General features: G+C 68.5%; 27 protein-coding genes. 17 read left to right on the top strand and 10 right to left on the bottom strand.

Going from position 1 to position 25,987, the window contains the following annotated elements:
* Positions 1–35: 35 nt before the first annotated feature.
* Both EHW97_RS03205 and EHW97_RS03200 read right to left on the bottom strand, forming a co-directional pair.
* Entirely contained in the window at positions 36–383 is a 348-nt protein-coding gene (locus EHW97_RS03205; RefSeq protein WP_243696283.1) for a histone-like nucleoid-structuring protein Lsr2, read from the bottom strand.
* Positions 384–426: 43 nt separating this feature from the next.
* On the bottom strand, positions 427–1,200 hold the full coding sequence (locus EHW97_RS03200) for a DeoR/GlpR family DNA-binding transcription regulator (protein WP_124235728.1): 774 nt from the start codon (positions 1,198–1,200) through the stop codon (positions 427–429).
* Between the two features lie 143 nt (positions 1,201–1,343).
* Between EHW97_RS03200 and EHW97_RS03195 the strand changes: the two genes are divergently transcribed.
* Genes EHW97_RS03195 through EHW97_RS03170 form a run of 7 tightly spaced genes read left to right on the top strand, consistent with a single transcriptional unit; the run spans position 1,344 to position 7,191 of the window.
* A complete protein-coding gene (locus tag EHW97_RS03195) occupies positions 1,344–2,369 on the top strand; it encodes an alcohol dehydrogenase catalytic domain-containing protein (protein ID WP_124235727.1) in 1,026 nt (341 codons plus the stop codon).
* On the top strand, positions 2,366–2,833 hold the full coding sequence (locus EHW97_RS03190; RefSeq protein WP_124235726.1) for a PTS sugar transporter subunit IIA: 468 nt from the start codon (positions 2,366–2,368) through the stop codon (positions 2,831–2,833). Before EHW97_RS03195 ends, EHW97_RS03190 begins: the two co-directional genes overlap by 4 nt.
* 27 nt (positions 2,834–2,860) lie before the next feature.
* Positions 2,861–3,151 (top strand): PTS sugar transporter subunit IIB, encoded by a 291-nt coding sequence (locus EHW97_RS03185; RefSeq protein WP_121795626.1) that lies wholly within the window; start codon positions 2,861–2,863, stop codon positions 3,149–3,151.
* 10 nt (positions 3,152–3,161) lie between these two features.
* Positions 3,162–4,535, top strand: coding sequence for a PTS galactitol transporter subunit IIC (locus EHW97_RS03180; protein ID WP_124235725.1), 1,374 nt, complete (start codon positions 3,162–3,164; stop codon positions 4,533–4,535).
* 4 nt (positions 4,536–4,539) lie between these two features.
* Positions 4,540–4,713, top strand: a complete 174-nt coding sequence (locus EHW97_RS15240) for a hypothetical protein (RefSeq protein ID WP_166367367.1) — start codon at positions 4,540–4,542, stop codon at positions 4,711–4,713.
* Complete coding sequence (gene rhaD, locus EHW97_RS03175; RefSeq protein WP_124235724.1) at positions 4,714–5,520, top strand: rhamnulose-1-phosphate aldolase; 807 nt, start codon at positions 4,714–4,716, stop codon at positions 5,518–5,520.
* Between the two features lie 21 nt (positions 5,521–5,541).
* Complete coding sequence (locus EHW97_RS03170) at positions 5,542–7,191, top strand: dihydroxyacetone kinase subunit DhaK (RefSeq protein WP_208001848.1); 1,650 nt, start codon at positions 5,542–5,544, stop codon at positions 7,189–7,191.
* 84 nt (positions 7,192–7,275) lie between these two features.
* On the opposite strand, the gene EHW97_RS03165 is transcribed toward EHW97_RS03170, so the two are convergent.
* A complete protein-coding gene (locus tag EHW97_RS03165; protein WP_121795535.1) occupies positions 7,276–7,992 on the bottom strand; it encodes a MerR family transcriptional regulator in 717 nt (238 codons plus the stop codon).
* 122 nt (positions 7,993–8,114) lie between these two features.
* Here EHW97_RS03165 and EHW97_RS03160 point away from each other — a divergent pair, with 122 nt between their 5' ends.
* Together EHW97_RS03160 and EHW97_RS03155 are read left to right on the top strand one after the other, a co-directional pair.
* A complete protein-coding gene (locus EHW97_RS03160) occupies positions 8,115–9,329 on the top strand; it encodes an acetyl-CoA C-acetyltransferase (RefSeq protein WP_124235723.1) in 1,215 nt (404 codons plus the stop codon).
* Between the two features lie 30 nt (positions 9,330–9,359).
* Complete coding sequence (locus EHW97_RS03155) at positions 9,360–11,540, top strand: 3-hydroxyacyl-CoA dehydrogenase NAD-binding domain-containing protein (protein ID WP_124235722.1); 2,181 nt, start codon at positions 9,360–9,362, stop codon at positions 11,538–11,540.
* 62 nt (positions 11,541–11,602) lie between these two features.
* Here EHW97_RS03155 and EHW97_RS03150 read toward each other — a convergent pair whose 3' ends face one another.
* From EHW97_RS03150 to EHW97_RS03140, 3 genes are read right to left on the bottom strand one after another with little or no spacing between them, the layout of a single operon-like run.
* Positions 11,603–13,243, bottom strand: a complete 1,641-nt coding sequence (locus tag EHW97_RS03150; RefSeq protein WP_124235721.1) for an AMP-binding protein — start codon at positions 13,241–13,243, stop codon at positions 11,603–11,605.
* Between the two features lie 4 nt (positions 13,244–13,247).
* Positions 13,248–14,252 carry an aldo/keto reductase family protein gene (locus EHW97_RS03145; RefSeq protein ID WP_124235720.1) on the bottom strand — a complete coding sequence of 335 codons (1,005 nt, stop codon included), beginning with the start codon at positions 14,250–14,252 and terminating at the stop codon, positions 13,248–13,250.
* A gap of 59 nt (positions 14,253–14,311) precedes the next feature.
* Positions 14,312–14,836, bottom strand: a complete 525-nt coding sequence (locus tag EHW97_RS03140; RefSeq protein WP_124235719.1) for a hypothetical protein — start codon at positions 14,834–14,836, stop codon at positions 14,312–14,314.
* Positions 14,837–14,999: 163 nt separating this feature from the next.
* On the opposite strand from EHW97_RS03140, the gene EHW97_RS03135 reads away from it, so the two are divergent.
* Positions 15,000–15,872 carry an aldose 1-epimerase family protein gene (locus EHW97_RS03135; RefSeq protein WP_166367366.1) on the top strand — a complete coding sequence of 291 codons (873 nt, stop codon included), beginning with the start codon at positions 15,000–15,002 and terminating at the stop codon, positions 15,870–15,872.
* Here EHW97_RS03135 and EHW97_RS03130 read toward each other — a convergent pair.
* Both EHW97_RS03130 and EHW97_RS03125 read right to left on the bottom strand, forming a co-directional pair.
* Positions 15,859–17,337, bottom strand: a complete 1,479-nt coding sequence (locus tag EHW97_RS03130) for an SDR family oxidoreductase (RefSeq protein ID WP_124235717.1) — start codon at positions 17,335–17,337, stop codon at positions 15,859–15,861. The genes EHW97_RS03135 and EHW97_RS03130 overlap by 14 nt on opposite strands.
* A 14-nt stretch (positions 17,338–17,351) precedes the next feature.
* Positions 17,352–18,278, bottom strand: coding sequence for a cation diffusion facilitator family transporter (locus EHW97_RS03125; protein WP_243696282.1), 927 nt, complete (start codon positions 18,276–18,278; stop codon positions 17,352–17,354).
* 25 nt (positions 18,279–18,303) lie between these two features.
* On the opposite strand from EHW97_RS03125, the gene EHW97_RS03120 reads away from it, so the two are divergent.
* The gene (locus EHW97_RS03120) at positions 18,304–18,729 is read left to right on the top strand and encodes an OsmC family protein (RefSeq protein ID WP_124235715.1); all 426 of its coding nucleotides are present in this window, start codon (positions 18,304–18,306) and stop codon (positions 18,727–18,729) included.
* A gap of 184 nt (positions 18,730–18,913) precedes the next feature.
* Here the strand turns inward: EHW97_RS03120 and EHW97_RS03115 are convergent, their stop codons facing one another.
* A complete protein-coding gene (locus EHW97_RS03115; RefSeq protein ID WP_124235714.1) occupies positions 18,914–19,777 on the bottom strand; it encodes an SDR family oxidoreductase in 864 nt (287 codons plus the stop codon).
* A gap of 98 nt (positions 19,778–19,875) precedes the next feature.
* Here EHW97_RS03115 and EHW97_RS03110 point away from each other — a divergent pair, with 98 nt between their 5' ends.
* The 3 genes from EHW97_RS03110 to EHW97_RS03100 are packed head-to-tail and all read left to right on the top strand — an operon-like array spanning position 19,876 to position 22,206.
* The gene (locus tag EHW97_RS03110; RefSeq protein ID WP_124235713.1) at positions 19,876–20,541 is read left to right on the top strand and encodes a nitroreductase; all 666 of its coding nucleotides are present in this window, start codon (positions 19,876–19,878) and stop codon (positions 20,539–20,541) included.
* Positions 20,542–20,596: 55 nt separating this feature from the next.
* Positions 20,597–21,460 (top strand): alpha/beta fold hydrolase, encoded by an 864-nt coding sequence (locus EHW97_RS03105; protein ID WP_208001847.1) that lies wholly within the window; start codon positions 20,597–20,599, stop codon positions 21,458–21,460.
* Positions 21,457–22,206, top strand: a complete 750-nt coding sequence (locus EHW97_RS03100; protein ID WP_124235711.1) for an enoyl-CoA hydratase-related protein — start codon at positions 21,457–21,459, stop codon at positions 22,204–22,206. The genes EHW97_RS03105 and EHW97_RS03100 overlap by 4 nt, the downstream gene beginning before the upstream one ends.
* A 242-nt stretch (positions 22,207–22,448) precedes the next feature.
* On the opposite strand, the gene EHW97_RS03095 is transcribed toward EHW97_RS03100, so the two are convergent.
* Positions 22,449–23,867 (bottom strand): hypothetical protein, encoded by a 1,419-nt coding sequence (locus EHW97_RS03095; RefSeq protein ID WP_124235710.1) that lies wholly within the window; start codon positions 23,865–23,867, stop codon positions 22,449–22,451.
* A gap of 61 nt (positions 23,868–23,928) precedes the next feature.
* Here EHW97_RS03095 and EHW97_RS03090 point away from each other — a divergent pair, with 61 nt between their 5' ends.
* The 3 genes from EHW97_RS03090 to EHW97_RS03080 all read left to right on the top strand — a co-directional run bounded on the left by EHW97_RS03090 (position 23,929) and on the right by EHW97_RS03080 (position 25,961).
* Positions 23,929–24,570 carry a histidine phosphatase family protein gene (locus tag EHW97_RS03090; RefSeq protein ID WP_124235709.1) on the top strand — a complete coding sequence of 214 codons (642 nt, stop codon included), beginning with the start codon at positions 23,929–23,931 and terminating at the stop codon, positions 24,568–24,570.
* Between the two features lie 8 nt (positions 24,571–24,578).
* Entirely contained in the window at positions 24,579–25,337 is a 759-nt protein-coding gene (locus EHW97_RS03085) for an SDR family oxidoreductase (RefSeq protein WP_124235708.1), read from the top strand.
* Positions 25,338–25,442: 105 nt separating this feature from the next.
* Complete coding sequence (locus EHW97_RS03080; protein ID WP_124235707.1) at positions 25,443–25,961, top strand: Dps family protein; 519 nt, start codon at positions 25,443–25,445, stop codon at positions 25,959–25,961.
* Positions 25,962–25,987 lie beyond the last annotated feature (26 nt).

Here is a 25,987-nt window from a genome sequence, read left to right as displayed (position 1 = left end):
AGCTCCACGAGCTGGGGCCTTCGTCCTGCATGTGTTCAGTTGGCGGCGTTGTACTTCTCGAGAACCTCCGCCGGAATTCGCCCACGAGCCGGCACCTCAATGCCCTGCTCCTTGGCCCAGGCGCGCACTTCCTTGGCCTGCGATCCCGAATTCGACGAACCGCTCGAACGACGAGTGCGTCGGCGGGTGTTTCCCGCACCGCTCGCCTTGCGACCTGCCCGGATGTACGGGGCGAAGGCCTTCTCGATCTCGCTCTTTTCCTTATCGGTGACGTCGATTTCGTACGTCGTCCCGTCAAAGGCGAAAGTGAGAGTCGGAGTTCCGCTTTCGATTTCTTCGCCGCTGATATCGGAGAAGAACTTCTCAATTGTTTTCTTGGCCACGATTCGACTATAGGTGTTCTGTGTTGGTGCAGCAATTCTTCGGCTACACCGGAACGATGGTGACGTTCGCTCCGCTTTCGCGGACGTCGTGAACATGGTCGAGGTCGACCCCTTCGTTCGTCAGAATCGTGTCGACTTCGCTCAAGGCCGCAATGCGTCCGAATTCCTCCCGGCCGAATTTGGTCGAATCGGCCAGGACCACCGTGGAGCGGGCCGCCTTCATGAGTTTGGCCTTGATCGAGGCTTCATCGATATTGTGCGTCGTGATGCCGTGGCGGACATTGACACCGTCGACGCTGAGGAACGCCGTGTCGAGTGTGACGCGATCGACGAGCTCCTCCGTCCACGGCCCGACGGCCGAACGGGAGTTGGCCACGACGCGTCCGCCCAGCAGGTGGACGGACACATGGGGATGTCCGGCCAGCACCGTAGCGACGACGAGCGAGTACGTGACGACCGTCAGCCGCCGTTCCGGTCCGATCAGTTCCGCCAGCTTGATCGTCGAGGTGCCGGCGTCGATGGCGATCGTCGAGTCGTCTTCGACGTGCGCAAGCGCCTCGCGCGCGATCGCGGTCTTCTCCGCCGCGTTGAGGTTCTGTCGTTCTGCGTCAGTGACCGGAGAGACGTAGGACGTACGCTCCACCCGGACCGCGCCGCCGTGCGTCCGCCGCAGCAGGCCGCGCTGTTCGAGCTCGCTGAGGTCGCGGCGGATCGTCTCCGGAGTCACCGACAGGCGACCCGCCAGCTCCTGGACGGTCACGCGGTCGTGCTGGCGCACCGCGGCGACGATCTCGCGGTGGCGTTCGGCGGCGTACATCGAGGCTATGTCTCCATTCAAAACGAAACGGGCATCCGTATTGACTTCATTCTGCCCGTTCATGTTTACTTGTCCAGTCAAGTTGTTAGGTGCGTCACAGCGGCGGACAGCAGTGCGCACCGCATCACACCAGGGTGAGGCGAATGAAGCAAGCGGTTTACTACGGCATCGAAGACGTGCGCATCCAGGACGTGGAGATCCCCACGCCGGGTCCGGGTGAGGTCGTAGTGCAGAACAAGGTGACCCTGACCTGCGGCACCGACATCAAGATGTTCATGCGCGGCTACCGCTACGACCCGCCTCACCTGATCGGGCACGAGGCCGCCGGTGTCGTGCACGCGGTGGGCGAGGGCGTGACGCGCTTCGCCGTGGGCGACCGCGTCGTTGCGCACAACACCGCCCCCTGCCACCAGTGCTACTACTGCAAGAAGGGCAACCACTCCATGTGCGTGGACCTGCCCTCGAACCTCGGCGCGTACGCGGAGTACCAGCTCATCCCCGAGCGCATCGTCAACGAGACGATGTTCCGCCTTCCCGACGACATGCCCTACGAGCAGGCGGCGCTGACGGAGCCGCTCGCCTGCGCCGTCTACGGAACCGCTCAGGTGCCGATCGAACTCGGCGACACGGTCGTCGTGATCGGCTGCGGCCCGATCGGTCTGATGTTCATCCGTCTCGCGCACCTGCGCGGCGCCCGCGTCATCGCGCAGGACGTCAACGAGAAGCGCCTCCAGCTCGCCACGAAGCTCGGCGCGCAGCACACCATCGCCATCCACGACGGCGTCGACCAGGTCGCCGCTGTCAAGGAGCTCACCGAGGACGGTCGCGGCGTCGACATCGCGATCGAAGCGACCGGCCTGCCGCAGGTGTGGGAGCTCGCCTTCGACATGGTCTGCCCCGGTGGCACGGTCCTGTTCTTCGGCGGCACCAAGAAGGGCACGTCGGTCACCCTCGACTGCACTCGCTTCCACTACGACCAGATCACCGCGAAGGGCATCTTCCACACGACGCCGATCCACGTGCGTGCGGCGTTCGAGCTGCTCAAGATGGGCGCGATCCATCACGAGGACTTCGTGCAGAACTCCTACGAACTCGACGATCTCGAGGCCGCGATCCGCGAGCACGCTCGCGGTGAGGTCATCAAGAACGTCATCCGGTACGACGTATGAGCACCGTCGCCTCGCTGCTGCATCCCGACTTCGTGCGGGTCGGGGTCCGAGCGGCCTCGCGTGACGACCTGCTCAGGGAGATGGCCGATCAGCTGCTCGCTCGCGGCACGGTCGAGCCCACCTTCGCCGACGCACTCCTGGCGCGTGAGGAGAAGTTCCCGACCGGACTTCCCACCGCCGTCATGCCCGTGGCGATCCCGCACACGGACCCCGAGCACGTCAATGAGTCCTTCCTCAGCGTCGCCCGGCTCGCCGAGCCGGTCACCTTCCACCAGATGGGCGCGAACGCTCAGACGGTCGAGGTCGAACTCGTCGTGATGATCGCCCTCGCGGACGCGACCTCGCAGCTCACGACGCTGCAGTCGCTCATCGGCATGTTCTCCGACACCGAGACCATGGAGGCCCTCAAGGCGGCCCCCGACGCCGATGCTCTGTTCGCGATCATCGCGCGCACCATCAGCTGACATCCCCCGAGAATCGAGAAACCCCCTATGAAAACCATCATCGTGGCGTGCGGGGGTGGCATCGCCACCTCCCAGACCGTCGCCGTCAAGCTCGAGAACCTGCTCGCCGACCGCGGACTCCGCGGCAGCGTCAGCGTCGAGGCCATCAACATCAACTCGATCCCGACCTACATCAAGAGCGCGGACGTGTACGTGTCCATCGCCCAGCACGGCGAGGCCCAGTACGACATCCCGACGTTCAGCGGGATCCCCTTCCTGACCGGCATGGGCGCCGAGGACGAGTTCGCCAAGATCCTCACCGCCCTCGGCGAAGGCTGAGGAGGCGGACATGGACGCACTGCGCACCGTCTTCCAAGGTCTCATCGACCTCGGCGCGCCGGTCTTCCTCGCGGTCATCCTGACCCTGATCGGCATCACGTTCCGGATGAAGATCACCCGGGCGATCTCGGCCGGCCTCACCCTGGGTGTGGCGCTGGCCGGCATCTCGCTCGTCGTGGACTTCATGCTCAACAACGTCGGCACCGCGTCGCAGGCCTTCGTGGAGAACACCGGCGTGAGTCTGAGCGCGCTCGACATGGGCTGGCCGCCCGCGCTCGGGCTGGCGTGGGGATGGCAATTCGCCTTCCTGATGTTCCCGATCCAGATCGTCGTCAACCTCGTGATGCTCGCGATGCGCTGGACCACCTGCCTCAACGTGGACATGTGGAACGTCGGCAACAAGGTCCTCACGGCGTTCCTCGTCACCTACGTCTCGGACCTGGTGTGGCTGGGCTTCGCGGTGGCGACGCTCCAGGCCGTCGCCGAGCTCAAGAACGCCGACGTCACCCGCTACCGGCTGCAGAAGCTCACCGGGATTCCGGGCGTCTCCATGCCGCACCCGATGTTCCTCACCGGAATCTGGCTCTACCCGTTCGTGAAGATCATGGACCGGGTGCTCCCGTCCACCTGGAACATCGACGCTCAGAAGCTGCGCGAGAAGATCGGCGTGTTCGGTGAGAACCACGTCATGGGCTTCCTCATCGGCTGCGCGATCGGCGCTCTGGGCGGGTACGACTTCAGCGCGACGCTGACCCTGGGCATCCAGGCCGCGGCTGCGCTGACGCTCTTCCCGCTCGTCGCCAAGCTGTTCACGACGGCGCTCACGCCAGTGAGCGAAGCGGCCACGAACTTCACGAAGAAGCGGTTCGCCGACCGCGAGTTCACGATCGGCCTGGACTGGCCGGTCATGGCCGGGCGTTCGGAGCACTGGCTCCTCATGATCATGACCATCCCGGTCCTGCTGCTGTACGCGCTCATCCTGCCGGGCAACATCGTGCTGCCGTTCGGCGGTCTGATGAACATCTGCCTCGTCGTCCCGCTCTTCTTCTTCACGATGGGCAATTTCGTGAAGATGGCGATCGGCACGATCATCGGCATCCCGATGCAGCTGTACGTGGCGACGTACTTCGCCCCGTACTTCACCTCGCTCGCCAGCAGCAGCGGCGGCGTCGAGACACCCGAGGGTCAGCAGCTCGCCTGGTTCGGCATGGACATCTCCGAACTGCGCTACATCGCCACCGAGGCGGTCCAGGGCAGTGTCGTGGGCATCATCCTCGCGCTCGTGACGATCGCGCTCGCCGTCTACTACTTCCGCGGCATCAAGCGCGACGACCTGGCGATCAAGGCCGAACTGGAGGGACAGCATGCAGCCCCGCGCAGTTGACCGGATGACCAAGGTCCTATTCCTCGCCGGCGTGGCGCTGAGCGCGGTGTTCCTCGTCATCAGCATCGTGAGCTGGAACCTCGCACTGGGACTGTGCGCCCTGGTGCTGGCGATGCTCCTCACTCGCAGGCTCGACCTCGTCGGGGTCGACGTCGACCGCAACCGAAAGGGCAACTGAATGGCGAACCGCGACGTCTCCGAGATCCTCGACCCGGTGATCGACGTCTGCTCCGATCTCTACCGGCTCGGGTGGGCGGAGAACCATGCGGGCAACCTCAGCTACCGGCTGACCGATGAGGAGCGGGACCGCTTCCACAGCGATCAGCCGGCGCGGACCGTGCAGCTCGAGCGGCCGGTCACCGGCCTGGGCGGCGCATCGTTTCTCGTCACTGCGGCGGGCAGCCCCTTCCGGCTGCTGGTCAAGGACCCCGAGCAGCACATCGGCGTCGTCACGCTCGCCGAGGACGGAGCGTCCTACGACATCGTCTGGGGGTACCGCGGGGAACGTCGTCCGACCAGTGAGCTGCCGGCGCACTTGCGCGGGCACGAGGAGCGGGTGACCGTCGACCCCGACAACCGGGTGGTCCTGCACTGTCACCCCACGCAACTGGTGGCGATGACGCACGTGCACCCGCTCGACGAGGTCGAGTTCACCCGCACTCTGTGGGCGACCAACTCCGAGTCGATCCTCGCGATCCCCGACGGGGTCGGTCTGCTCCCGTGGATGGTGTGCGGCACCGACCTCATCGGCGCCGAGTCGTCGAAGAAGCTGAGGGAGGCGAGCATTGTCGTGTGGGCGTATCACGGCGTGCTCGCATGCGGCCCCTCCATCCAGGCGGCGATGGGGGTCGTCGAGAGCGTGGACAAGGCAGCGGCGACATGGCTGCTGTCGCGCGGTCCGGAGCATCACGCCATCGACGACGCTCAACTGCGTCAGCTCGCCGATGCCTTCGGTATCGCGCCGCCCGCCCGCTTCCTTCCCTGATCCACGACAAGGAGACGTCTCGTGTCCAGCCCCTTCTCCAGCCCCGCTGCTCCGCACCTCGTGACGCTCGAGGCCCTCGCCATGTCCTCCGGCGGGGCGATCTCGGTCAATCGCGAGCCGGTCTACGCGTGGACCCGCCGACGGTCGCCGTACCGCCGCGTGGTCCTCGTCAGCGGTGGAGGGGCTGGACACGAGCCGATGCACGCGGGATTCCTCGGGCACGGCGGTCTCGACGTCGCGATCCCCGGGGAGGTCTTCACCTCGCCGCACAACGGGCAGATCGTCGCCGCGGTGGAGCGGGCGACGTCGCCGGGTGATCCGGTGCTGCTGCTGGTGAAGAACTACACCGGCGACGTCATCAACTTCGCCATCGCCGAGGAGCGGCTCAAGGCGAACGGCCGCGACGTCGCGACTCTGATCATCGACGACGACCTCGGCAGCGACGACGCCGAGGTCGGCCGACGGGGCACGGGCGCGACCGTCGTGGTGGAGAAGATCCTCGGCGCGGCCGCGGACGAGGGGCTGGCACTGCACGAACTGCTCGAGTTGGGCACGGAGGTCGTTGCGCGGTCGCGGTCTCTCTCGGTGGCCCGGGCAGCGCACACCGCCCCGTCGGGCGGTGACGCGTTCGAGGTGAAGGTGGGCGAGCTGGAGTACGGCGTGGGCATCCACGGCGAATCCGCTGCCGAGTCGATCGCCGATCCGGGGGTCGAGAAGCTCGTCGAGCGGATGATCGGCGAGCTCCTCGACGCCGTGGGTCCGGCCGACCACGGTTATCTCGTCTTCGTCAACGGTCTCGGCGGTGTCAGCAATCTGGAGCTGGCCCACGTCGCGGCGAGCGCGGCCGGATCGATGCGCGCGGCCTCCGCGCCGGTGGCGAGCATCCACTACGGGACATATGTCTCCGCGCTCGACATGCGCGGTTTCTCCATCACGCTCACGGCTGTGCACGAGGAGCGGTGGCTCGGCTTCTGGTTCGCCCATCACGCGACGCCGGGGCTTCCGACGCCGTCGGCGATGCGCGACATCGCGCCGGCCGAGCCCGCTTCGGAGGCGCCGACCGCCGGCCCGTCATCGGAGTGGCTCGACGAGGTCGCCCGGCGCTTCGCCGACTACCGGTCTCGTCTCAACGATCTCGACCAGCGCAGCGGTGACGGCGACATGGGGACGAACATGGCCGACGGCACGCGGCGTGCGGCGGCTCGTGGCGGCGACGGTCTCGCGCAGGAACTGCGGTCCCTCGCCGACGCGTATCTCGATGAGGTCGGAGGCTCGAGCGGGCCGCTGTTCGGGCTCGTCCTCGCCGAACTCGCGCGTGCCGCCGAGGACGAAGCATCGGCCGAACGGCTCGCCCACGGACTTCGCGCTGGGCTCGAAGCGCTCCAGCGCGTCGGTGGTGCCCAGCCGGGCGACCGGACGATGATCGACGCGCTGGCGCCCGCGGCCGCCCGCGACGCCCTCGACGCCGAGGCCGTGCGCTCTGCCGTCGAGGGGGCACGTGCGACCAGCCAGCTGCGGGCGCGCCGCGGCCGCGCGAGCTATCTGGCCGACCGCGTCCTCGGCTTCCCCGACCCCGGCGCCGTCGCCGCGGCGCTGCTACTGCAGGCCATCGCCGAGCGACTCGACCCGTCCGCGACGTCCGCCCTCGACCCGAGCGCGCTGTTCAACTGACCCCGCCATCCCCGAATTTTGTGACGCGATCGCCCGTTCGCGCGGCGAAAACGGGCGCAAGCGTCACAAAATTCGGGGAGGGGGTCAGCGGCGGCGGCGGATGGTCTCGCGCTTCATCTCGTCGACGGCCTGCTCGTACGCGGTCACGAGGGCGGCGATCGTCAGCGGTTTGAACCGTTCGATGATCGCCGTCGCGCCTTCGGTCTGTCCCGACTCCTTCATCTTCGGCCAGACCGACGTGCGGAAGAGCTCGGTGAGGTCGTGCGCGATCTGCTGGCCGTGGTCGGTGAAGATGCGCCGCGCCTCGTGCGCGGCCTCCAGCGGCATGCCGATCTCCAGCAGCCCTACGCCGACGCCGAGGTGCGCCGACGCGACGCTGAAGACGTCTTCGGTCGGCGTCGGTTCGACGATGCCCAGCGCCACGAGCAGGTCGAGGTCGTCGTCGCTGAGTTCGCGCCCGGCGCGCTTGACCAGCTGTGCTCGGGTGAGTGTCTCGGGAAGCTCAGGCATCCACGGCGCCAGCAACGTGCGGTGCAGCGCCACCTGAGCGGGCGACGCGTCCTCGGGGATCTTCTCCAGATAGCCCTCGATCGCAGCCAGCGTGAACCCGTGCGCCTGCAGCTCGCGCACCAGCTCGAGCCGGGCGATGTGGTCGGGGCCGTAGAAGACGTGCCGGCCCTCGCGTCGTGGGGCGGGGATGAGCCCGCGTCCGGCGTAGAAACGCACCGTCCGCACCGTCATGCCGACGCGCGACGCCAGCTGCTCCACGCTCAGATTCTCGGCGAGATCCCCGTTCGACATCCCTGCGTCCCTCTTCTTTCACCCCGGCGCTACCACTTTGACAGTAATGGTGTCACAATCGGGAGCAGCGGCGCACGCCCCCTCGGCGGCGCCAGTGTCTCTACCCACGAACGAGGACGGTCATGACCGAAGCTTTCGTCTACGACGCCATCCGCACCCCGCGCGGGCGCGGCAAGAAGAACGGGTCCCTCCACGAGATCAAGCCCATCGATCTCGTCACCGGGCTCCTCGATGAGATCAAGACCCGCCACCCCTCGCTCGACCCGACCGCTGTCGACGACGTCGTGCTCGGCGTGGTCTCGCCCGTCGGCGACCAGGGCGCCGACATCGCCCGCACGGCCGTCCTCAAGGCCGGTTTCGCGCAGGAGACGGCGGGCGTGCAGCTCAACCGCTTCTGCGCCTCGGGCCTCGAGGCCGTCAACCAGGCCGCCGCGCGAGTCAAGTCCGGCTGGGAGGACCTCATCCTCGCCGGCGGCGTCGAGTCGATGAGCCGCGTGCCGATGGCATCCGACGGCGGCGCCTGGGCCATGGACCCCGCCACCGCGCTCGCGACCGACTTCGTGCCCCAGGGCATCGGTGCTGACCTCATCGCCACGATCGAGGGGTACAGCCGCGAGGAGGTCGACACCTTCGCCGCCGAGTCGCAGGCCCGCGCCGCCAAGGCCATCGCCAACGGCTACTTCGGTGGCTCCATCATCCCGGTGAAGGACCAGAGCGGCCTCACCGTCCTCGACCACGACGAGTTCGTCCGCGAGGGCACCACCGTCGAGTCGCTGTCCAGCCTGAAGCCCTCGTTCGCCGACATCGGCGACCGCGGTGGTTTCGACGCCGTCGCGCTGCAGAAGTACACCGACGTCGAGCGGATCAACCACGTCCACCACGCGGGGAACAGCTCGGGCATCGTCGACGGCGCCGCGCTCGTCGCGATCGGCAACGAGGCCGCCGGCGAGCGCCACGGGCTCACGCCGCGCGCCCGGATCGTGTCGACCGCCGTCGTCGGTTCCGAGCCCACCATCATGCTCACCGGTCCTGGCCCCGCCTGCCACAAGGCGCTGAAGAAGGCCGGCCTCACGATCGAGGACATCGACCTCGTGGAGATCAACGAGGCGTTCGCCGCCGTCGCCATGAAGCTCATGCGCGACCTCGGCGACTACCCGCACGAGCAGACCAACGTCAACGGCGGCGCCATCGCCATGGGCCACCCGCTCGGCGCCACCGGCGCCATGATCCTCGGCACGCTCGTCGACGAGCTGCACCGCCGCCAGAAGCGCTACGGCATGGCCACGCTGTGCATCGGCGGGGGCATGGGCATCGCCACCATCGTCGAGCGCATCTGAGCCGGACCGAGATTCTTCAGGAGAGAACGTATGACCAACAACGACGCGGTCCGCTACGACGTGGCCGACGGGATCGTCACCCTCACGATCGACGACCCGAACCAGAACGCCAACACCATGAACGAGACCTACCGCGCCTCGATGGAGGCCGCGGTCGACCGTCTCGCCGGTGAGATCGAGAACGTCCGTGGCGTCATCGTCACGAGCGCGAAGCAGACCTTCTTCGCCGGCGGCGACCTCAAGCTCATGACGCAGGCGAAGCCCGACGACGCGCAGATGCTCTTCGAGAACGTCGAGTCCATCAAGGCGACGCTGCGCAAGCTCGAGACCCTCGGCAAGCCGGTGGTCGCAGCGATCAACGGCGCCGCGCTGGGCGGCGGGCTCGAGATCGCGCTGGCCACGCACCACCGCATCGCGGCGGAGGGCAACTACGAGATCGGCCTCCCCGAGTCGACCCTCGGTCTGCTGCCCGGCGGCGGCGGCGTGACCCGCACCGTGCGTCTGTTCGGCATCCAGGACGCGCTCATGAAGGTGCTGCTCCAGGGGCAGCGCATGAAGCCGGCCAAGGCGCTCAGCACCGGCCTCATCGACGAGATCGTCCCGGCCGACGAGCTGCTCGACGCGGCCAAGCGCTGGATCGAGGCGAACGCCGACAACCCCGAGGCGGCGACGCAGCCGTGGGACCGCCAGGGCTACAAGATCCCCGGTGGCACGCCGAGCAACCCCAAGTTCGCGGCCTTCCTCCCGAGCTTCCCGGCCAACCTGCGCAAGCAGCTCAAGGGCGCGGACTACAAGGCGCAGAAGGCGATCATGAGCGCCGCCGTCGAAGGGTCGCAGGTCGACTTCGAGACCGCGAGCCGGATCGAGTCGCGCTACCTCGTCAGCCTGCTCATCGGGCAGCAGTTCAAGAACATGACCCAGGCGTTCTTCTTCGATCTCGGCGCGATCAACGCCGGCAAGTCCCGTCCCGAGGGCATCGAGAATACGAGGGCCGCCAAGCTCGCCATCCTCGGCGCCGGCATGATGGGCGCGGGTATCGCCTACGTCTCGGCCAAGGTGGGCATCGAGGTCGTGCTCAAGGACGTCTCGCTCGAGGCGGCCGAGAAGGGCAAGGACTACAGCCGCAAGCTGCTCGACAAGCAGGTCCAGCGCGGTCGCATGGACGAGGCGAAGCGCGACGAGATCCTCGCCCGCATCACCCCCACCGCCGATTACGCCGACCTCGAGGGCTGCGACTTCGTCGTGGAGGCGGTCTTCGAGTCGGTCGAGCTCAAGCACTCGGTGTTCGGTGAACTGGAGTCGATCGTCAAGCCCGACGCGCTGCTCGGCTCGAACACCTCGACGCTGCCGATCACGCTGCTCGCCCAGGGCGTCAAGCGGCCCGAGGACTTCATCGGCATCCACTTCTTCAGCCCGGTGGACAAGATGCAGCTCGTGGAGATCATCGTCGGTGAGAAGACCTCCGACGAGGCCATCGCCCGCGCGATCGACTACACCAAGCAGATCAAGAAGACGCCGATCGTCGTCAACGACAGCCGCGGCTTCTTCACCTCGCGGGTGTTCGGGACCCTCGTGATGGAGGGCGCTCAGCTGTTGGGCGAGGGCGTCAACCCGGTCCGCATCGAGCGCGCCGCGTCGCTCGCCGGCTTCCCGGGTCAGCCGCTCGCGATGATCGACGAGGTGTCGCTGACGCTGCCGCAGAAGATCAACGCCGAGGCCAAGAAGGCGGCTGAGGACGAGGGCAAGGCGTTCCCCGACAGCCCCGCGATGGACGTCATCAACAAGCTCGTCGACCTCGGTCGCAAGGGCAAGGCCGCCGGTGCCGGCTTCTACGAGTACCCCGAGGACGGCAAGAAGTACCTCTGGCCCGGCCTGTGGGACCACTTCGTCAAGGAGGGGGTCGACGTTCCGCTCGAGGACATCCAGGAGCGTCTGACGTTCATCATGAGCATCGAGACGATCCGCTGCCTCGAGGAGGGCGTCCTGCGCACCGTCCCCGACGCCAACATCGGCTCGATCTTCGGCATCGGCTTCCCGCCCCTGCACGGCGGTGCGCTGCAGTACGTCAACGGCTACGAGGCCGCCGACGGACGCATCGGCATCCAGGCGTTCACGGAGCGCGCGCAGGAGCTGGCGCAGAAGTACGGCGAGCGTTTCGCTCCGCCGAAGATGCTGCTCGACAAGGCGGCCAAGGGCGAGAACTTCGCCTGACGCAGCAACGACGACGGCCCCGGTGCAGCAGCACCGGGGCCGTTCTCGTCAGGGGAGCGCCCTCAGCCGAGGAGCTCGTCGCGCACGAGGCGGCGCATGACCTTGCCGAGCTGCGAACGCGGCAACTCCTCCACGACCACGATGTGCCGCGGCAGGGCGTACCGGGGGAGCGTCTGCTCGGCATGGGCGCGCACCGCGTCGAGGTCCGGCGGCGTGTGTCCCTCGCGCACGACGACGGCCGCGGCGACGAGCTCGTCCGACCCGTTCGGCAGCCCGACGACCGCGACGTCCTCGATCGCGCTCATCCCGCGCAGCACGTCCTCGACCTGCGAGGGGTAGACGTTGAAACCGCCGACGAGGATGAGCTCCTTGATGCGGTCGGCGAGCGTGACCCAGTGGTCCTCGCCGAGGTCGACGATGTCGCCGGTGCGCAACCAGCCGTCCGGCTGCAACTGGGCGGCGGTCTCCTCGGGGAGCTGCCAGTACCCGGCGAACACCTGCGGGCCGCGGATCAGCAGTTCGCCGTGGCCGTCCTCGCCGTCGACCTTGATCTCGGTGTTGGGGAACGGCAGACCGAGCGTGCCGGGACGGCGAAGTGAGGACACGGGGTTGCCGAGCGCGATGGGTGAGCACTCGGTCATGCCGTACCCCTCGATGAGCAGGCCCCCGGTGGCCGCCTCCCACCGGTCGACGACCTCGGTGGAGATCGGCATGGCACCGGCGAAGCCGAGTCGGATCGAGCGCAGGCGGTCCGTCGCGCCGTCGGCGTCGGCCTGGTCCAGCAACCGGGAGAACATCGGCGCGACTCCGGGCAGGAACGTCGCCGGCCGCCGCTTCAACGCGTCCATCACCATCGCGGTGTCGAATTGCGGGAACGCGACGACCGTCGCGCCGATGTGCGCCGGGAGCGTGAGGCAGAACGTCAGCCCGAACGCGTGGAAGAACGGCAACGCTCCGTAGACCGTCTCGGTGCCCTCGGTGAAACTCGCCCACGCCGCCCCCTGCCGCACGTTGGCGACGAGGTTGCGATGCGTGAGGATCGCGGCCTTGGGCGTCCCCGTCGTGCCGCCGGTATAGAGGAACAGCGCCGGATCGGTCGCCGCGACCGCGGGACGCTCCGAGATGCGCCCCGCGGACTCGGCGAGGTCGTGCCAGTCCAGGGTTCCCGCGGGCCGGGGCGCGGTGAGCTTGGCGCGCATCCGCCGGGCGGGCGGGAGGGGGAGTTTGAGGGCGAGCCGTGACCGTAGCGGCAGATCCTTGGCGATGTCGACACACACGACCTCCCGCACGTCGGTGCCGCGAGCTGCGGCCACCACGCGTTCGGCGATGTGCTGCCAGGCCATGACGACGGTGGAACCGCTGACCGTCAACTGATGGTGCAGCTCGGCCTCGGTGTACGTCGGATTGTGCTCGACGGCGATCGCCCCGAGACTCACCACGGCGTAGAACGCGACCACGTGCGACGTCGAGTTGGGGACGGCGATCGACACCCGGTCACCTGGTCCGACGCCCAGCTCCCGCAGTGCGGCGGCGCCGCGGGCGATGCGCTCGCCGAGTTCCGCGTAGGTGGTGGCGGCACCCAGGAAATCGACGGCCACCCGCTCGGGCCAGCGCTCGACGGCGCGGTCCATCGCGGCGAACACGGGCTCGTCCGGGATCTCCACCTCCCCGGGAACGTCGTACAGATCGACCCAGGGCTTCATGCCCTCACACTACCCGCGACGGAGGCGACGTCGTCTTGGCGGGATCGGTCTCGGGAAGGTCGCCGAGGACGTCGTCGATGGCCTCCAGCACCTCCGGTTCCAGGGTGCGGCCGGCCGCCTCGACGTTGGAGACGACCTGCTCGGGACGGGAGGCGCCGATGATCGCGCCGGCGACGTTGTCGTTGCTGAGCACCCAGGCGATCGCGAGTTGCGCCATCGTCATGCCCTGCTGTTCGGCGATCGGCTTGAGCTCCTGCACGGCGCGCAGCGTCTCGTCGTTCATGAACCGCTGGATCATGTCGGCGCCGCCCTTCTCGTCGGTCGCGCGCGATCCCTGCGGGAGTTCGCCGCCGGGCGCGTACTTGCCGGTGAGCACGCCCTGCGCGATGGGCGACCACACGATCTGCGAGACGCCGAGATCGCGGGAGGTGGGCACGACCTGCTCTTCGATCACCCGCCACAGCATGGAGTACTGCGGCTGGTTCGAGATGAGCTGGATGCCGAGCTCCTGCGCGAGGGCGTGGCCCGCGCGGATCTGGTCGGCGGTCCACTCGCTCACGCCGATGTAGAGCGCCTTGCCCTGGCGGACGACGTCGGCGAAGGCCTGCATCGTCTCCTCCAGCGGCGTCTCGTAGTCGTAGCGGTGCGCCTGGTAGAGGTCGACGTAGTCGGTCCGCAGCCGGGTCAGGGATGCGTCGATCGACTCCATGATGTGCTTGCGCGAGAGCCCGGTGTCGTTGGGCCCACCCGGCCCGGTCGGCCAGTAGACCTTGGTGAAGATCTCGAGCGAGGAGCGCCGTTCCTGCGCCAGCGCCTCGCCGAGGACCGACTCCGCGGCCCCGTTGGCGTAGACGTCCGCGGTGTCGAAGCTGGTGATGCCGGCGTCGAGTGCCGCTCGGACGCACGCCTTGGCCACGTCGTTCTCGACCTGGGAGCCGTGGGTCAACCAGTTGCCGTAGATGATCGCGCTGATCTTCAGTCCGCTGTTGCCGAGGTATCGGAACTCCATACGCCCACGGTACGGGCACCGCGAGCCGCACGCGCTCGGGAGCCGTGCCCGAGCGGCCGTCAGCACTCCTTGTCGATCTCGGGTGAGGGGAGGGTGTCGATGACCATCCAGGGACCGCCTCGACGCATGACCTTGGCGCCGACCGGTCTCGGACTGGGCTGAGGGGGCTCGAAGAGCCGGTCGCCTGCGCGGAACATCCAGGCTCGCTCGTCCAAGCAGGCTGTGACGACTGCTTGGGTCTCGGAGACGAGGTCGACCTCGTACGCCGTCAGCTCGGGCTCTCCCTCGCGCACGATGGCCTGCGTTCGGTAGTCGCTGATGCGCTGCGCGAAGTACTCCACATGCGAACCGGCGGCGATGCCGTCGAACGCGTCCTCGGGCAGATCGCCACTGTTCTGAGCCTGGATCAGCACGCCCCAGTAACGCTTGTAGGCTCGCGTCGCTGCCTCGGCGGCGGCAGTCCGCTCCTCCTCAGGCGAGGGGCTCGGTTCGAAGGCGCCGCATCCCGCGGCGAGGAGCACGACGGTGAGGATCGCCGCGCCGCCGGCCGACCATCGCTGACGCGCACGACGAGTGGTGGTCATGTCCGCCCCTTCCAGACGAAAGAGCCGAACCGCGGGCTCCGTTTCATCACGATGCTGCCACGACCGCGGCGCGAGCCACCGCTCAACCGCCGGATACCGTGACGCTGGTCACCGACCGTCGCTCGGCGATGCCGAGAGCTCCGGGAAGGCCTACGGTCGAGGCATGGATGCGGAGCACATCGTCGTGCGCGGTGAGCATGTCTCGCTCGCCGTGTCGCCCCAAGGAGCTGAGCCTCAGTCGCTGCGCGACGGCGACGGTCATGAGTACCTGTGGCAGGCCGGGCCAGAGTGGCCGCGTCGCGCCACCGTGCTGTTCCCGATCATCTGTCGTGTCCCCGATGACACGATCACCGTGCGCGGACAGAAGTACCCGATGTCGCAGCACGGCTTCGCGCGCAACCGTGCGTTCGATGTCGTCGACGTGGAGGAGTCCCGTGCCAGCTTCGTCCTCGCGGCCGACGACGAGACCCGGGAGCGTTTTCCGTACGACTTCGCCCTCGCCGTCACGTACGAAGCCCACGACCTCTCCGTGTCGATCACCTACGACGTCGAGAACCGGGGCGACGTCCCGATGCCGTTCTCGCTGGGCTTCCACCCGGCGTTCGCGTGGCCGCTGGAGCCCGACGCCCGTCGCACCCTGCACGAGCTGCGGTTCGATGAGCCCGAGCACGGCCCGTACCGCCGTGTCGTCGAGAACCTGCTCACCGACGAGGAGTACCCCTCGCTCGTCGGAGAGGATCGCCGTATCGGACTGACCGACGCGATCTTCGAGGACGGCGCCGTCATCATGCCGAGCGTCGTCAGCAAGGGCCTGGCGTACCTGGCTTCGACCGGTCGCGGCGTGCGGATCGAATGGGAAGGCTTCACGGGGGTGACGCTGTGGACCAAGCCGGGCGCCGGCTTCGTCTGCATCGAGGCGTGGCGCGGACTTCCCGCGCCGCAGGACTTCGCCGGCGACTTCCTCGACAAGCCCGGCAACGCGATCGTGCCGGTCGGCGAGCGACTGCAGTTCTCCTACCGCATCACGCTGCTCTGACGTCGCGGCGGTCCTCGGCGGCCCGCGCGATGTTGCGCTGCATGCTGCCGAACACGATGCCGTGGAACGGCCACACCGACCACCAGTACAGCTGCCCCAGCAGACCCCGCGGGTGGAACAGCGCCCGCTGATGGAAGGTCGTCGATCCTCCTTCGTCCGAGCCGACGCGAAGTTCCAGCCAGGCCAGGCCCGGCAGTCGCATCTCGGCGCGCAGCCGCAGATACGTCCGGTCGTCGGTCTCCTCGACCCGCCAGAAGTCCAAAACGTCGCCGACGGCGAGGTTCTGCCGATCCCGGCGGCCCCGGCGCAATCCCGGGCCGCCGACGAGGCGGTCGAGCAGCCCGCGTACCCGCCAGGCGAAGGGCCAGGAGTACCAACCGTTCTCGCCGCCGATCCCTTCGATGACCTCCCAGAGACGTTCGGGTGAGGCGTCGACCTCGCGGCTGCGCTCGTCGGTGTACAGCGACCCACCGGCCCACTCAGGGTCGGACGGGAGCGGTTCACTGGGCGCGCCCGCGGTGGCCGCGGAGCTCCACCGGGTCGGGACGTCGAGCTCACGGATCTTCGTCAGCGCCAACTCGACCGCGCGGTCGAACCCCGTCAGCCCGTCGGGCGGGTCCGGGATGAACGCGGCGATGTCGTGCTCGCTCGCCACGACCGTGTTGCGCAGGCTCTCCACGAGCGGCCGGGCCAGGGACGCCGGCACCGGTGTCACGAGGCCGACCCAATGGCTCGACCACCACGGCGACAGCACGGGCACCGGAAGGACCCGGCGTCGGGGCAGCCCGGCGACCGCGGCATAGCGCTGCATCATCGCGAAGTAGGTCAGGACGTCCGGGCCCCCGATGTCGAAGCGCCGGTTGACGTCCGCGGGGAGATCGGCGGCCAGCTGCAGGTAGCGGAGCACGTCGCGGATGGCGATCGGCTGGATGCGGGTGTGCACCCACCGTGGCGTCACCATGACGGGGAGCCGTTCGGTCAGGTACCGCAGCATCTCGAAGCTCGCCGACCCCGACCCGATGACCACACCGGCCTGGAGGACGGCGGTCGGGACGCCGGAATCCAGCAACGTCTGCGCGACGGCCGATCGCGAGCGCAGATGCTCCGACAACTCCTCGTCGCGCGGCACCATCCCGCTCAGGTAGACGATCCGCCGCGCGCCCGCCGTTCGGGCCGCGTCCGCGAAGGACCGGGCGATCTCGAGTTCGGTGGCGCCGAAACCGCGTCCGCTGCCGATCGAGTGCAGGAGGTAATAGAGGACGTCGACGCCCTCCAGCGCTCGGGCGACATCGGCCGGAGCGGTGGCGTCGCCCTGCACGATCTCCACCCGGTCGGCCCAGGCGTGCCCACGAGCCTTGCGCGGGTCGCGGACCAGCACCCGGACGTCGTGGCCGGCGTCGAGGAGAGCGGGCACGAGGCGCCCGCCGACGTAACCGGTGGCACCGGTGACCAGGCTGCGGGTCATGCAGCCAGTCTGGTTCAGGGAACGAGGCTGCGCTCATCGGCGGTGGACAGCGTGAGCACCGCCTCGGTGACGTTCTCGTGCCGTTCGATCTCTGCCTCGAGCGCGCGAAGCTGCTGCGCCACCTGATGTTCGGGGCGGTCGCCGACGATGTCGACCGCGGCGACGAGGAACAGCTGGGACGGCCCGACGAACTCGATGTGCAGGTACGTCACCCGCTCGACCGCGGGCCGCTCCAGCAGCTTGCGCAGGACCTCGGCGCGGGTGCTGTCCGGGACCTGCCGCCCGCGCAGGTACTCGATGTTGCGGACGATGAGGAAGACCGCCACGCCGCCGAGCAGCATGCCGACGGCGATCGAACCGATCGCGTCCCACGCCGCGTTGCCGGTGATCTGGTGCAGCGCGAGCGCGGCCGCTGCGAGGATCAGCCCCAGCAGCGCGGTGGAATCCTCGGCGAACACGGCGCGGAGGGTGGGGTTGGACGTGCGGCTGACGTACGCGAGGGTCCGCAGCTTCAGGCGCTGTCCTCCGCGGGTCGCCTGGCGCAGCGACTGCAGGAACGAGAAGCCCTCGAGCACGAACGCCACCGCGAGCACGATGTAGGCGACCAGGTAGTCGGCATCCTGCGACGGTGTCTGCAGCTCCTGGATGCCGTGCATGATGGAGACGACGGAGCCGACGGTGAACAGTCCGAACGCGGCGAACATCGACCAGATGTAGGTCTCTCTGCCGTAGCCCAAGGGATGGCGCTTGTCCCGCTTGCGCGAGCCGCGGCGCTCGGCGATGAGGAGGAAGACCTCGTTGCCGGTGTCCGCCCAGGAGTGCGTCGCCTCGGCGACCATCGAGGCGGAGCCGGTCACGGCGGCGGCGATCGTCTTCGCCACAGCGACCGCAAGGTTGGTGGCGAATGCGATCACCACCGTCAGCAGGCTTCCAGCGGGCACCTGCTCATCGTGGCACGATCTGGGCATGAGTGACGAGAACGTGCGGACGATCGACCTGACCCGGATCGAGCGCGCCCGCTACCGCGTGACGAACCCCCGGGGCGGTTTTCTGGAGATCGGCGAAGGTGACGACACCAATTTCACCCCCGTCGAACTGTTGCTCGCCGCGATCGCGGGGTGCACCGCGATCGACGTCGACTACCTCACGACCAAGCGGTCCGAGCCGCAGCGGTTCGACATCGTCGTCTCGGGCGTCAAGAAGTCCGATGACGACGGCAACCGGCTCGAGGACATCGTCGTCGGGTTCGACGTGACGTTCCCGAACGACGAGGCGGGCCGTCAGGCCGAGGACCGGCTGGAGGTGGCGATCGACCGTTCGCATGATCGGCTCTGCACCGTCTCGCGGACGGTCGAGCTCGGCACCCCCGTCCAAGCCGGCCTCCGCTCCTGACCCGGGCGGTCGCCCCGTCGCCCGCGTCGCCCGGACGACGTTCCCGTCCCCGACCGCGAGTGGCGCAAAGTGGGGGCGATTCCCGGCGAATCGGCCCACCTTTGCGCCACTCGGTCACCACTTTGCGCCACTCGCGGGGAAGGGGAGCGCCACCCGGGCCTGCGCGGCCGGCCGGCCCGTGCCGCTAGATCCGCTTGCTCGGGTCGGCGCCGACGATCCCCTTCGGCTCGACCCAGAAATCGAGCACGAGGTCTTCCTCGCGCCCACCGTTGAGATAGCCGGAGAAGTCGGTCACCCCCTCGGCCTCGAGCACGTCGTCGTCGATGAAGAACTGTCCGGTCACCTCGCGTGCCGGCTTGGTGAGGATGGCGTGGGCGGCGTCAGCCATGATCTGCGGCGTGCGCGACGAGGTCTGCAGGCCCGGTCCGACCACATTGCGCACCGCTGCCGTGTCGATCGCCGTGCGCGGCCACAGCGAGTTGGCGGCGATCCCGTCGGCGCGCAGTTCCTCCGCCAACCCGAGGGTCACGAGGCTCATGCCGTACTTGGCGATCGTGTAGCCCGTGTACTGACCGAACCACTTCGGGTCGGTGAGGATCGGCGGTGAGAGCGTGAGGATGTGCGGGTTGGGCGAACGCCGCAGATGCGGAATCGCGAGCTTGGACAGGAGGAACGCGCCGCGGCTGTTGATCTGCGTCATGAGGTCGTACTTCTTCATCGGCAGATCCTCGGTGCGCGACAGATCGATCGCACTCGCGTTGTTGACCACGATGTCGATCCGGCCGAACTGCTCGGCGGTCCGCGCCACGGCCTCGGTCACGAAATCGTCGTCGCGGATATCGCCCACGAGGGGGAGGGCATGCCCGCCGGCCTCCTCGATCGCCTTGGCTGCCGTGTAGATGGTCCCCGGCAGCTTGGGGTGGGGCTCGGCGGACTTGGCGAGCAGTGCGACGTTCGCGCCGTCGCGACCCGCGCGCACCGCGATCGCCTCGCCGATGCCGCGGCTGCCGCCCGACATGATCATCGTGGCGCCGTCAACCAGCTTCATGTGGGATTCCTCAGCTCGATTCGGATGTTCATCCCATCATGGCGGTTCTCGGCGACAGGTAAAACGCGGTTGCAACGAGAGTGCCTTAACGTGACGCCATGACGACGGATATCGCCATCTTGGACCGGCTGCTCGCCGACCGCCGGAGTTGTCGAGGCTTCGAGGAAGCCGAGGTCCCTGAGGCCACGATCGTGCACATCCTGCAGATGGCTCAGCGAACCCCGTCGTGGTGCAATACGCAGCCCTGGGAGGTCGAGATCGTGTCCGGCTCGGCCCTCGACGATCTGCGCAAGGCGATCGAGGCGGACACCGAGTTCGGCAGCGATTTCGACTTCCCGCGGAGCTATGAGGGCGTCTACCGCGACCGGCGGCGTGAGGTCGGCTGGCAACTGTACGAGGCGGTCGGGGTGGAGCGCGGAGACCGCGAGGCCTCGGCCCGCGAGATGCTCCGGAACTTCGAGTTCTTCGGCGCTCCACACGCCGCGATCCTCACCGTGCCCGCGAGCCTCGGCGTCTACGCCCTGGTGGATGCCGGGCTCTACGTGCAGTCCTTCCTGCTCGCCGTCCACGCGTACGGGCTCGGCGCGATCGCTCAAGCGGCGTTGGCGCAGAAGTCCGCGTTGCTCCGCGAGTGGTTCGAGTGGGACGACGATCGCCGGGTGGTCTGCGCGATCTCGTTCGGTTATCCCGACCACGACCATCCGGCCAACAACTTCCGGGCCCCGAGAACGCCGTTCGAGGACAACGTGCGGTGGCACCGCTGACATCCGGAAACCGTCACGCTTGACGGTAAATAGGCCAGGTCCTACGGTGAGGGGCGTGAAGGTGGCGCCCGATTGGTTCAGTTCGGCTGTCACCCACAGTCCTCGGATCGAGCGGATCGGCGTGGAGGGAGCGTCGATCCACTATCGCGTCTGGGGGTCCCGTGACGGGGCGCCGGTCGTGCTGGTGCACGGCGGCGCCGCGCACGGTGGCTGGTGGGACCACATCGGACCGCACCTCGCCGCCGAGCATCCCGTCATCGCCCTCGACCTGTCCGGTCACGGCGACAGCGATCATCGCCCGTCGTACGACCTGACGACGTGGGCCGACGAGGTGATGGCCGTGGCCGCCGCCGAGTCCGCGCTCCCGCCGATCATCTACGGCCACAGCATGGGCGGCTTCGTCGCGTTGACCGCGGCGCGCGAGCACGGCGATCGGATTCGCGGCGTCGTGGCCATCGACTCGCCCGTGCGCAGAGTCTCCCCGGAAGCGGGCATGTGGCGTGCGCAGCGGGCCAATCCCGACGCCGTCAAGTACTACGCCGACCGCGCGGAGATCCTCGCCCGGTTCCGTACCGTGCCGGAGGACCCGGCCTGCCTCGACTACGTGCTGGCGCACGTCGCCGCGGAGTCGGTCACCAAGACCGAGGCCGGTTGGCGGTGGAAGTTCGACCCGCGGGTGTTCCTGTCGGCCATGATGCAGCCGGAGGACCTCGCCGGTGCCGCTTGCGACGTCGCGCTGCTGCGCGGCGAGCGGGGTATGGCGACGCACGACATCACCGAGGTCGTGCGTGAGCGACTCGGCGGTACGGTACCCGTGACCGTCATCCCGGACGCGGGACACCACATCATGCTCGACCAGCCGGTGGCGCTGATCGCCGCGCTGCAGACCTTGCTCGGACAATGGAGGGTTTCTCGATGACCGATGTGCTGATCGACCGGCAGGACGGCGTCCTGCGGATCACGCTCAACCGCCCCGACCGGCTCAACGCCCTCGACACCGACATGGTGAACGCCATCGCCGCCGCGCTCGAGGAGGCCGAGGGTGTCCGGGTCGCGGTCCTCACCGGCGAGGGGCGGGCGTTCTCCTCCGGTGCGGCGATGGCCAAGGACACCGTCAACCCGGGCATCCTCGCGGCGATCGATCGTCTCATCCATGCGATCACGCAGGCCCCGTACCCCGTGGTCGCGGCGGTCAACGGACTCGCGGCGGGCGTGGGATGCTCCATCGTCGTCGCGGCGGACGTGTCGATCGCCCGGTCGTCGGGCTACGTGCTTCAGGCCTTCGTCAACATCGGGCTCATGCCCGACGGCGCGGCCACCGAGCTGCTGGCCGCGTCGATCGGTCGCACCCGCGCCATGAACCTCATGCTGAGCGGCGAGAAGCTCCCGGCGGACACCGCAGTGGCGATGGGCCTGCTGACGCACAGCGTCCCCGATGAGGAGTTCGACGAGTTCGTCGAGGCGACGGTTGCTCGTTTCGCGGCCGGTCCCACGGTGGCGTACGCCCAGACGAAGGCGGCCGTCAACGCCGCCAGCCTGCCGACGCTGAGCGAGACGCTCGACCGGGAGGCCGAGGGTCAGACCATGCTCGCCGGGACCGCCGACCACGAGGAAGGCAAAGCCGCCTTCCTCGAAAAGCGCCAAGCCCACTTCCTCGGCAAGTAACCGCATAGGTGGTCTCGATACGCGGCTCGCAGAGCTCGCCGCTACTCGACCAGCTACTCCGGTTGTTGGTGGTCGAGTAGGCCCGAGGGACGAGGGCCGTATCGAGACCACGTGGACGTGAGTTGGTCTCGCTCCGTGGCGGCTATGCCCTCATTGCCACGGCTCCATGCGGCTCGTTCCTCGCCGCTACTCGACCACCTATGGCCGGGGCGTGGTGGTCGAGACCACGTTCCGCGATGGCGTCAGCTGCGGAGGGCGCCGACGCCGAGGACGGCGGCGAGGCCGAGCGCGCTGCGCGGGTGATACGCGGCCGTCCACAGACCACCGTGGGCCGCGCCTTCCGCCTCGTCCATCCACGGCTCGGGCTGCGGGGTGACCCCGGCCTTCAGGTCGTGCACGAGCATCGCGGCCATGAGCACGTTGCTCGTCGCGGGCTCGAAGACCTCCACGCCGAAGCGATGGGCGCCGGCGTAGGCCGCCGCGAGGGCCTTGTTCTTGACCACCGAGCGCGTCCGGGTGGACGGCGCGACGTTGAGCGAGACGAGCGTGCCCTCGTGCCGAGCGGCCGTCGCCCGCCAGCGCTGCAGGCGCTTGGCGAACGCGTAGTTGGGGCCTTGCTGGGGCACGAGCGCATCACAGATGCCCATGTCGGCGTGCGGCGGGTAGTTGCGTTGCAGGAGCCGCCCGCCGCTGACGACGCGCAGCGGAGTGCGGACGAGCGAGGAGGCCTTGCGGTAGCGCTCGTTGGCCGCCACCACCTCCGTCCCGTGGACCGCGAAGACGTCCGTCGGGGTGGCGAGGAACGCCAGAGCGGTGTCCGGGCGACGCCGGATGAGGTGGGTGGCGAGGGCGTCGGCCGCCATCGTGACCCGCACGTGGGTGCCGCCGTCGGCGTAGCAGTAGTTGCCGAGCACGAGGCGTCCTTCGATCCCCTCGAGCCACTGCGCGACCGCGGGCAGCTCGTGGATGACGTCGGCGCCCGCCTCACTCGCGTCGTCGATGACGATGCGCGCCGGCAGATGGGTGCGGCCGGCGCCGCCCTCGGCATGTTGGCGGATGCGCTGTTGGATGTCCGCACGCGGAAGGTCGACCGCGACGACTTCCGCACCCCAGCGCAGCAGCGACCGGTACGGCCCCATCTCGGCACCCGCGCCCAACACGACGACGGTGTCACCCTCGAGGCTCAGCCACTCGGGATGCTCCTGGACCTTCTGCACGGCCTGCGCGCAGGACGCCGTGATGATGCCGCGCGCCACCCAGTCGTCGAGCTGGTCGCGCAGTTGCCGGCCGACGAGCCGCTCACCGCGGTAGGGGATGGAGAGTTCGCGCTCGGGTTCGGCGGTTCCGTCGATCGTGCGGGTGTGGAACGCCTGGGTGACCGTGGCGTTGTCGATCGCCTCGCCGAGCGGCAGGTCGTCGAATCGCAGGTGCTCGGTGGCACTGCGCAGCCCTTCGGTCGCGATCGTGACGGCGGCCTGAGGATCGCCGATGCCGGCTTCCAGGAGCCGGGCGAAGTGCGTCAGGTAGCCGCGCCGCCAGTTCGTCTCGTGCTCGACGGCCAGCGCACCGGCCGGATCGGTCTTGCGCAGGGCGTCGGCGACGACCTCGCGGGCGGTGGCCGAGGTGCTGTCGCTCGGGAAGCGCACACCGGAAGTGCTCATGGAAGCTGAGACTAGCCTCACGTTGCAAGTGCGCGCGAGCCGACAACGGTAGGGTCACGGCGTGGGTGTCCTTCATCTCATTCGGCACGGTCAGGCTTCCTTCGGCAGCGACGACTACGACGTGCTCTCACCGCTCGGTCATACCCAGGCGTCGGCCATCGGTCAGGCATGGGAAGCGGCCGAGTTCCAACCGACCGACGCGATCGCCGGCTCGATGCGCCGTCACTCGGAGACGGCGATCAACGCGATCGACGCGTGCGGAGGTCCGGACGGGTACGACGTCGACGCCGGGTGGAACGAGTACGACCACATCGGCATCGCGACGGCGCACGACGAAGGGGCACTCGCGCTGGACACCAAGGCGTTCCAGGCGGTGCTCAACGAGGCGCTGGCACGGTGGCGCGAGGGCGTCGGCGAGTTCGACGAGCCCTACGCCGGGTTCCAGAAGCGGGTGCTCGCGGCCTTCGAGCGCGCGGTGGCGGTGGCCGGCCCGGGGCGGCAGGTCGCCGTCTTCAGCTCCGGCGGCCCCATCGCGATGGCGGTCTCTCACGTCCTGGTGGGCGACGACTCGCTCTTCCAGCGACTCAACGACGTGCTCGTCAACGCGAGCATCACCACGATCCTGTGCGGCACGTCCGGGCCGCGCCTGCTCAGTTTCAACGAGCACACCCACCTTCCCCGCGACCTCGTCACCTATCGCTGAGGAGCATCATGCGCAAGACCACGTTGATCACCGGGGCGTCCTCCGGGCTCGGGGACGGGATGGCCCGCGTGCTGGCCGAATCGGGCCATCACCTCGCGCTCGCGGCGCGGCGGACCGAGCGGCTGGAAGCACTGCGCGACGAGCTGCTGGCGGCGCACCCGGGTATCGAGGTGAGCGTTCACCCGCTCGACGTCAACGATCACCAGCGCGTGTTCGCGGTCGTCAAGGAGGCGGCCGAGGTGCACGGCGGCGTAGACCGGGTGATCGTCAACGCTGGCCTCGGCAAGGGCGGCCGGATCGGCACCGGCAAGTTCCACGCCAACCTGCAGACGGCGGAGACGAACTTCATCGCCGCGCTGGCTCAGTGCGAGGCGGCGATGGAGCACTTCTACGAGCGCAAGACCGGGCACCTCGTGGTCATCTCCTCGATGTCGGCGATGCGCGGCATGCCCTCGTCGATGACCACGTACGCGGCGACGAAGGCGGGCGTCGCGCATCTGGCCGAGGGCATCCGGATGGACCTCATCGGGCGCAAGGGCCTCGATATCAAGGTCACGACGCTGTACCCGGGCTATATCGCCTCGGAGATGAACGAGGGCGTCGAGCAGGAGGCCAAGCTCATGGTCGACACCGAGACCGGAAGTCGGGCGCTGGTGGCCAAGATCGAGGCCGAGGTGGCCGAAGCGCACGTCCCGACGTGGCCCTGGATGCCGCTCTCGCACGTCATGAAGCACGCTCCGCTGGGTGTGGTGAAGCGACTCGTGTGAGCCGTTCAGGGTAGGCAGACCTGACTTTTGTAAGGCTCTCCTGGCTGGAATGGCAAGGAAATTCGTGCTTTCATTGAGTCGTTCAAAGAAAGCAGAGGAGAGATCATGAGCACCGTCGCCGAGACCCACACGGCTCACCCCCCGTTCAAGGCCTCCGAGCGCCTGGCCGGCCACCTGCAGCAGTTGCATGTCGACCTCATCGACCTGCACATCCAGGGCAAGCAGGCCCATTGGAACGTCGTCGGCCGCAACTTCCGTGACCTGCACCTGCAGCTCGACGAGGTCGTCGACGCCGCCCGGGAGTTCTCCGACACCGTCGCCGAGCGCATGCGCGCCATCTACATCACGCCCGACGGCCGGGCCAAGACCGTCGCCGAGCAGTCGAGCCTCGCCGAGTTCCCCGCCCACGAGGTCGACACCGCAGAGACTGTGGACCTCATCACCGGTGCGCTCTACGGCGTCGCCGCGACCGCCCGTCGGATCCACGACGAGGTCGACGAGGAGGACCCGACGACCGCCGACATCCTGCACTCGATCCTCGAGCGCCTCGAGCAACTCGCGTGGATGATCGACTCGGAGAACCGCGTCGCGAACCGGTCGATGCCGCGTCCCATCCACCAGTGACGACACGCACGAGGCCCGCCGCATGC

The sequence above is a fragment of the Aeromicrobium camelliae genome, assembly GCF_003850045.1.
Classification (GTDB): domain Bacteria; phylum Actinomycetota; class Actinomycetes; order Propionibacteriales; family Nocardioidaceae; genus Aeromicrobium; species Aeromicrobium camelliae.
This window is presented reverse-complemented; position numbering and strand designations above follow the sequence as displayed.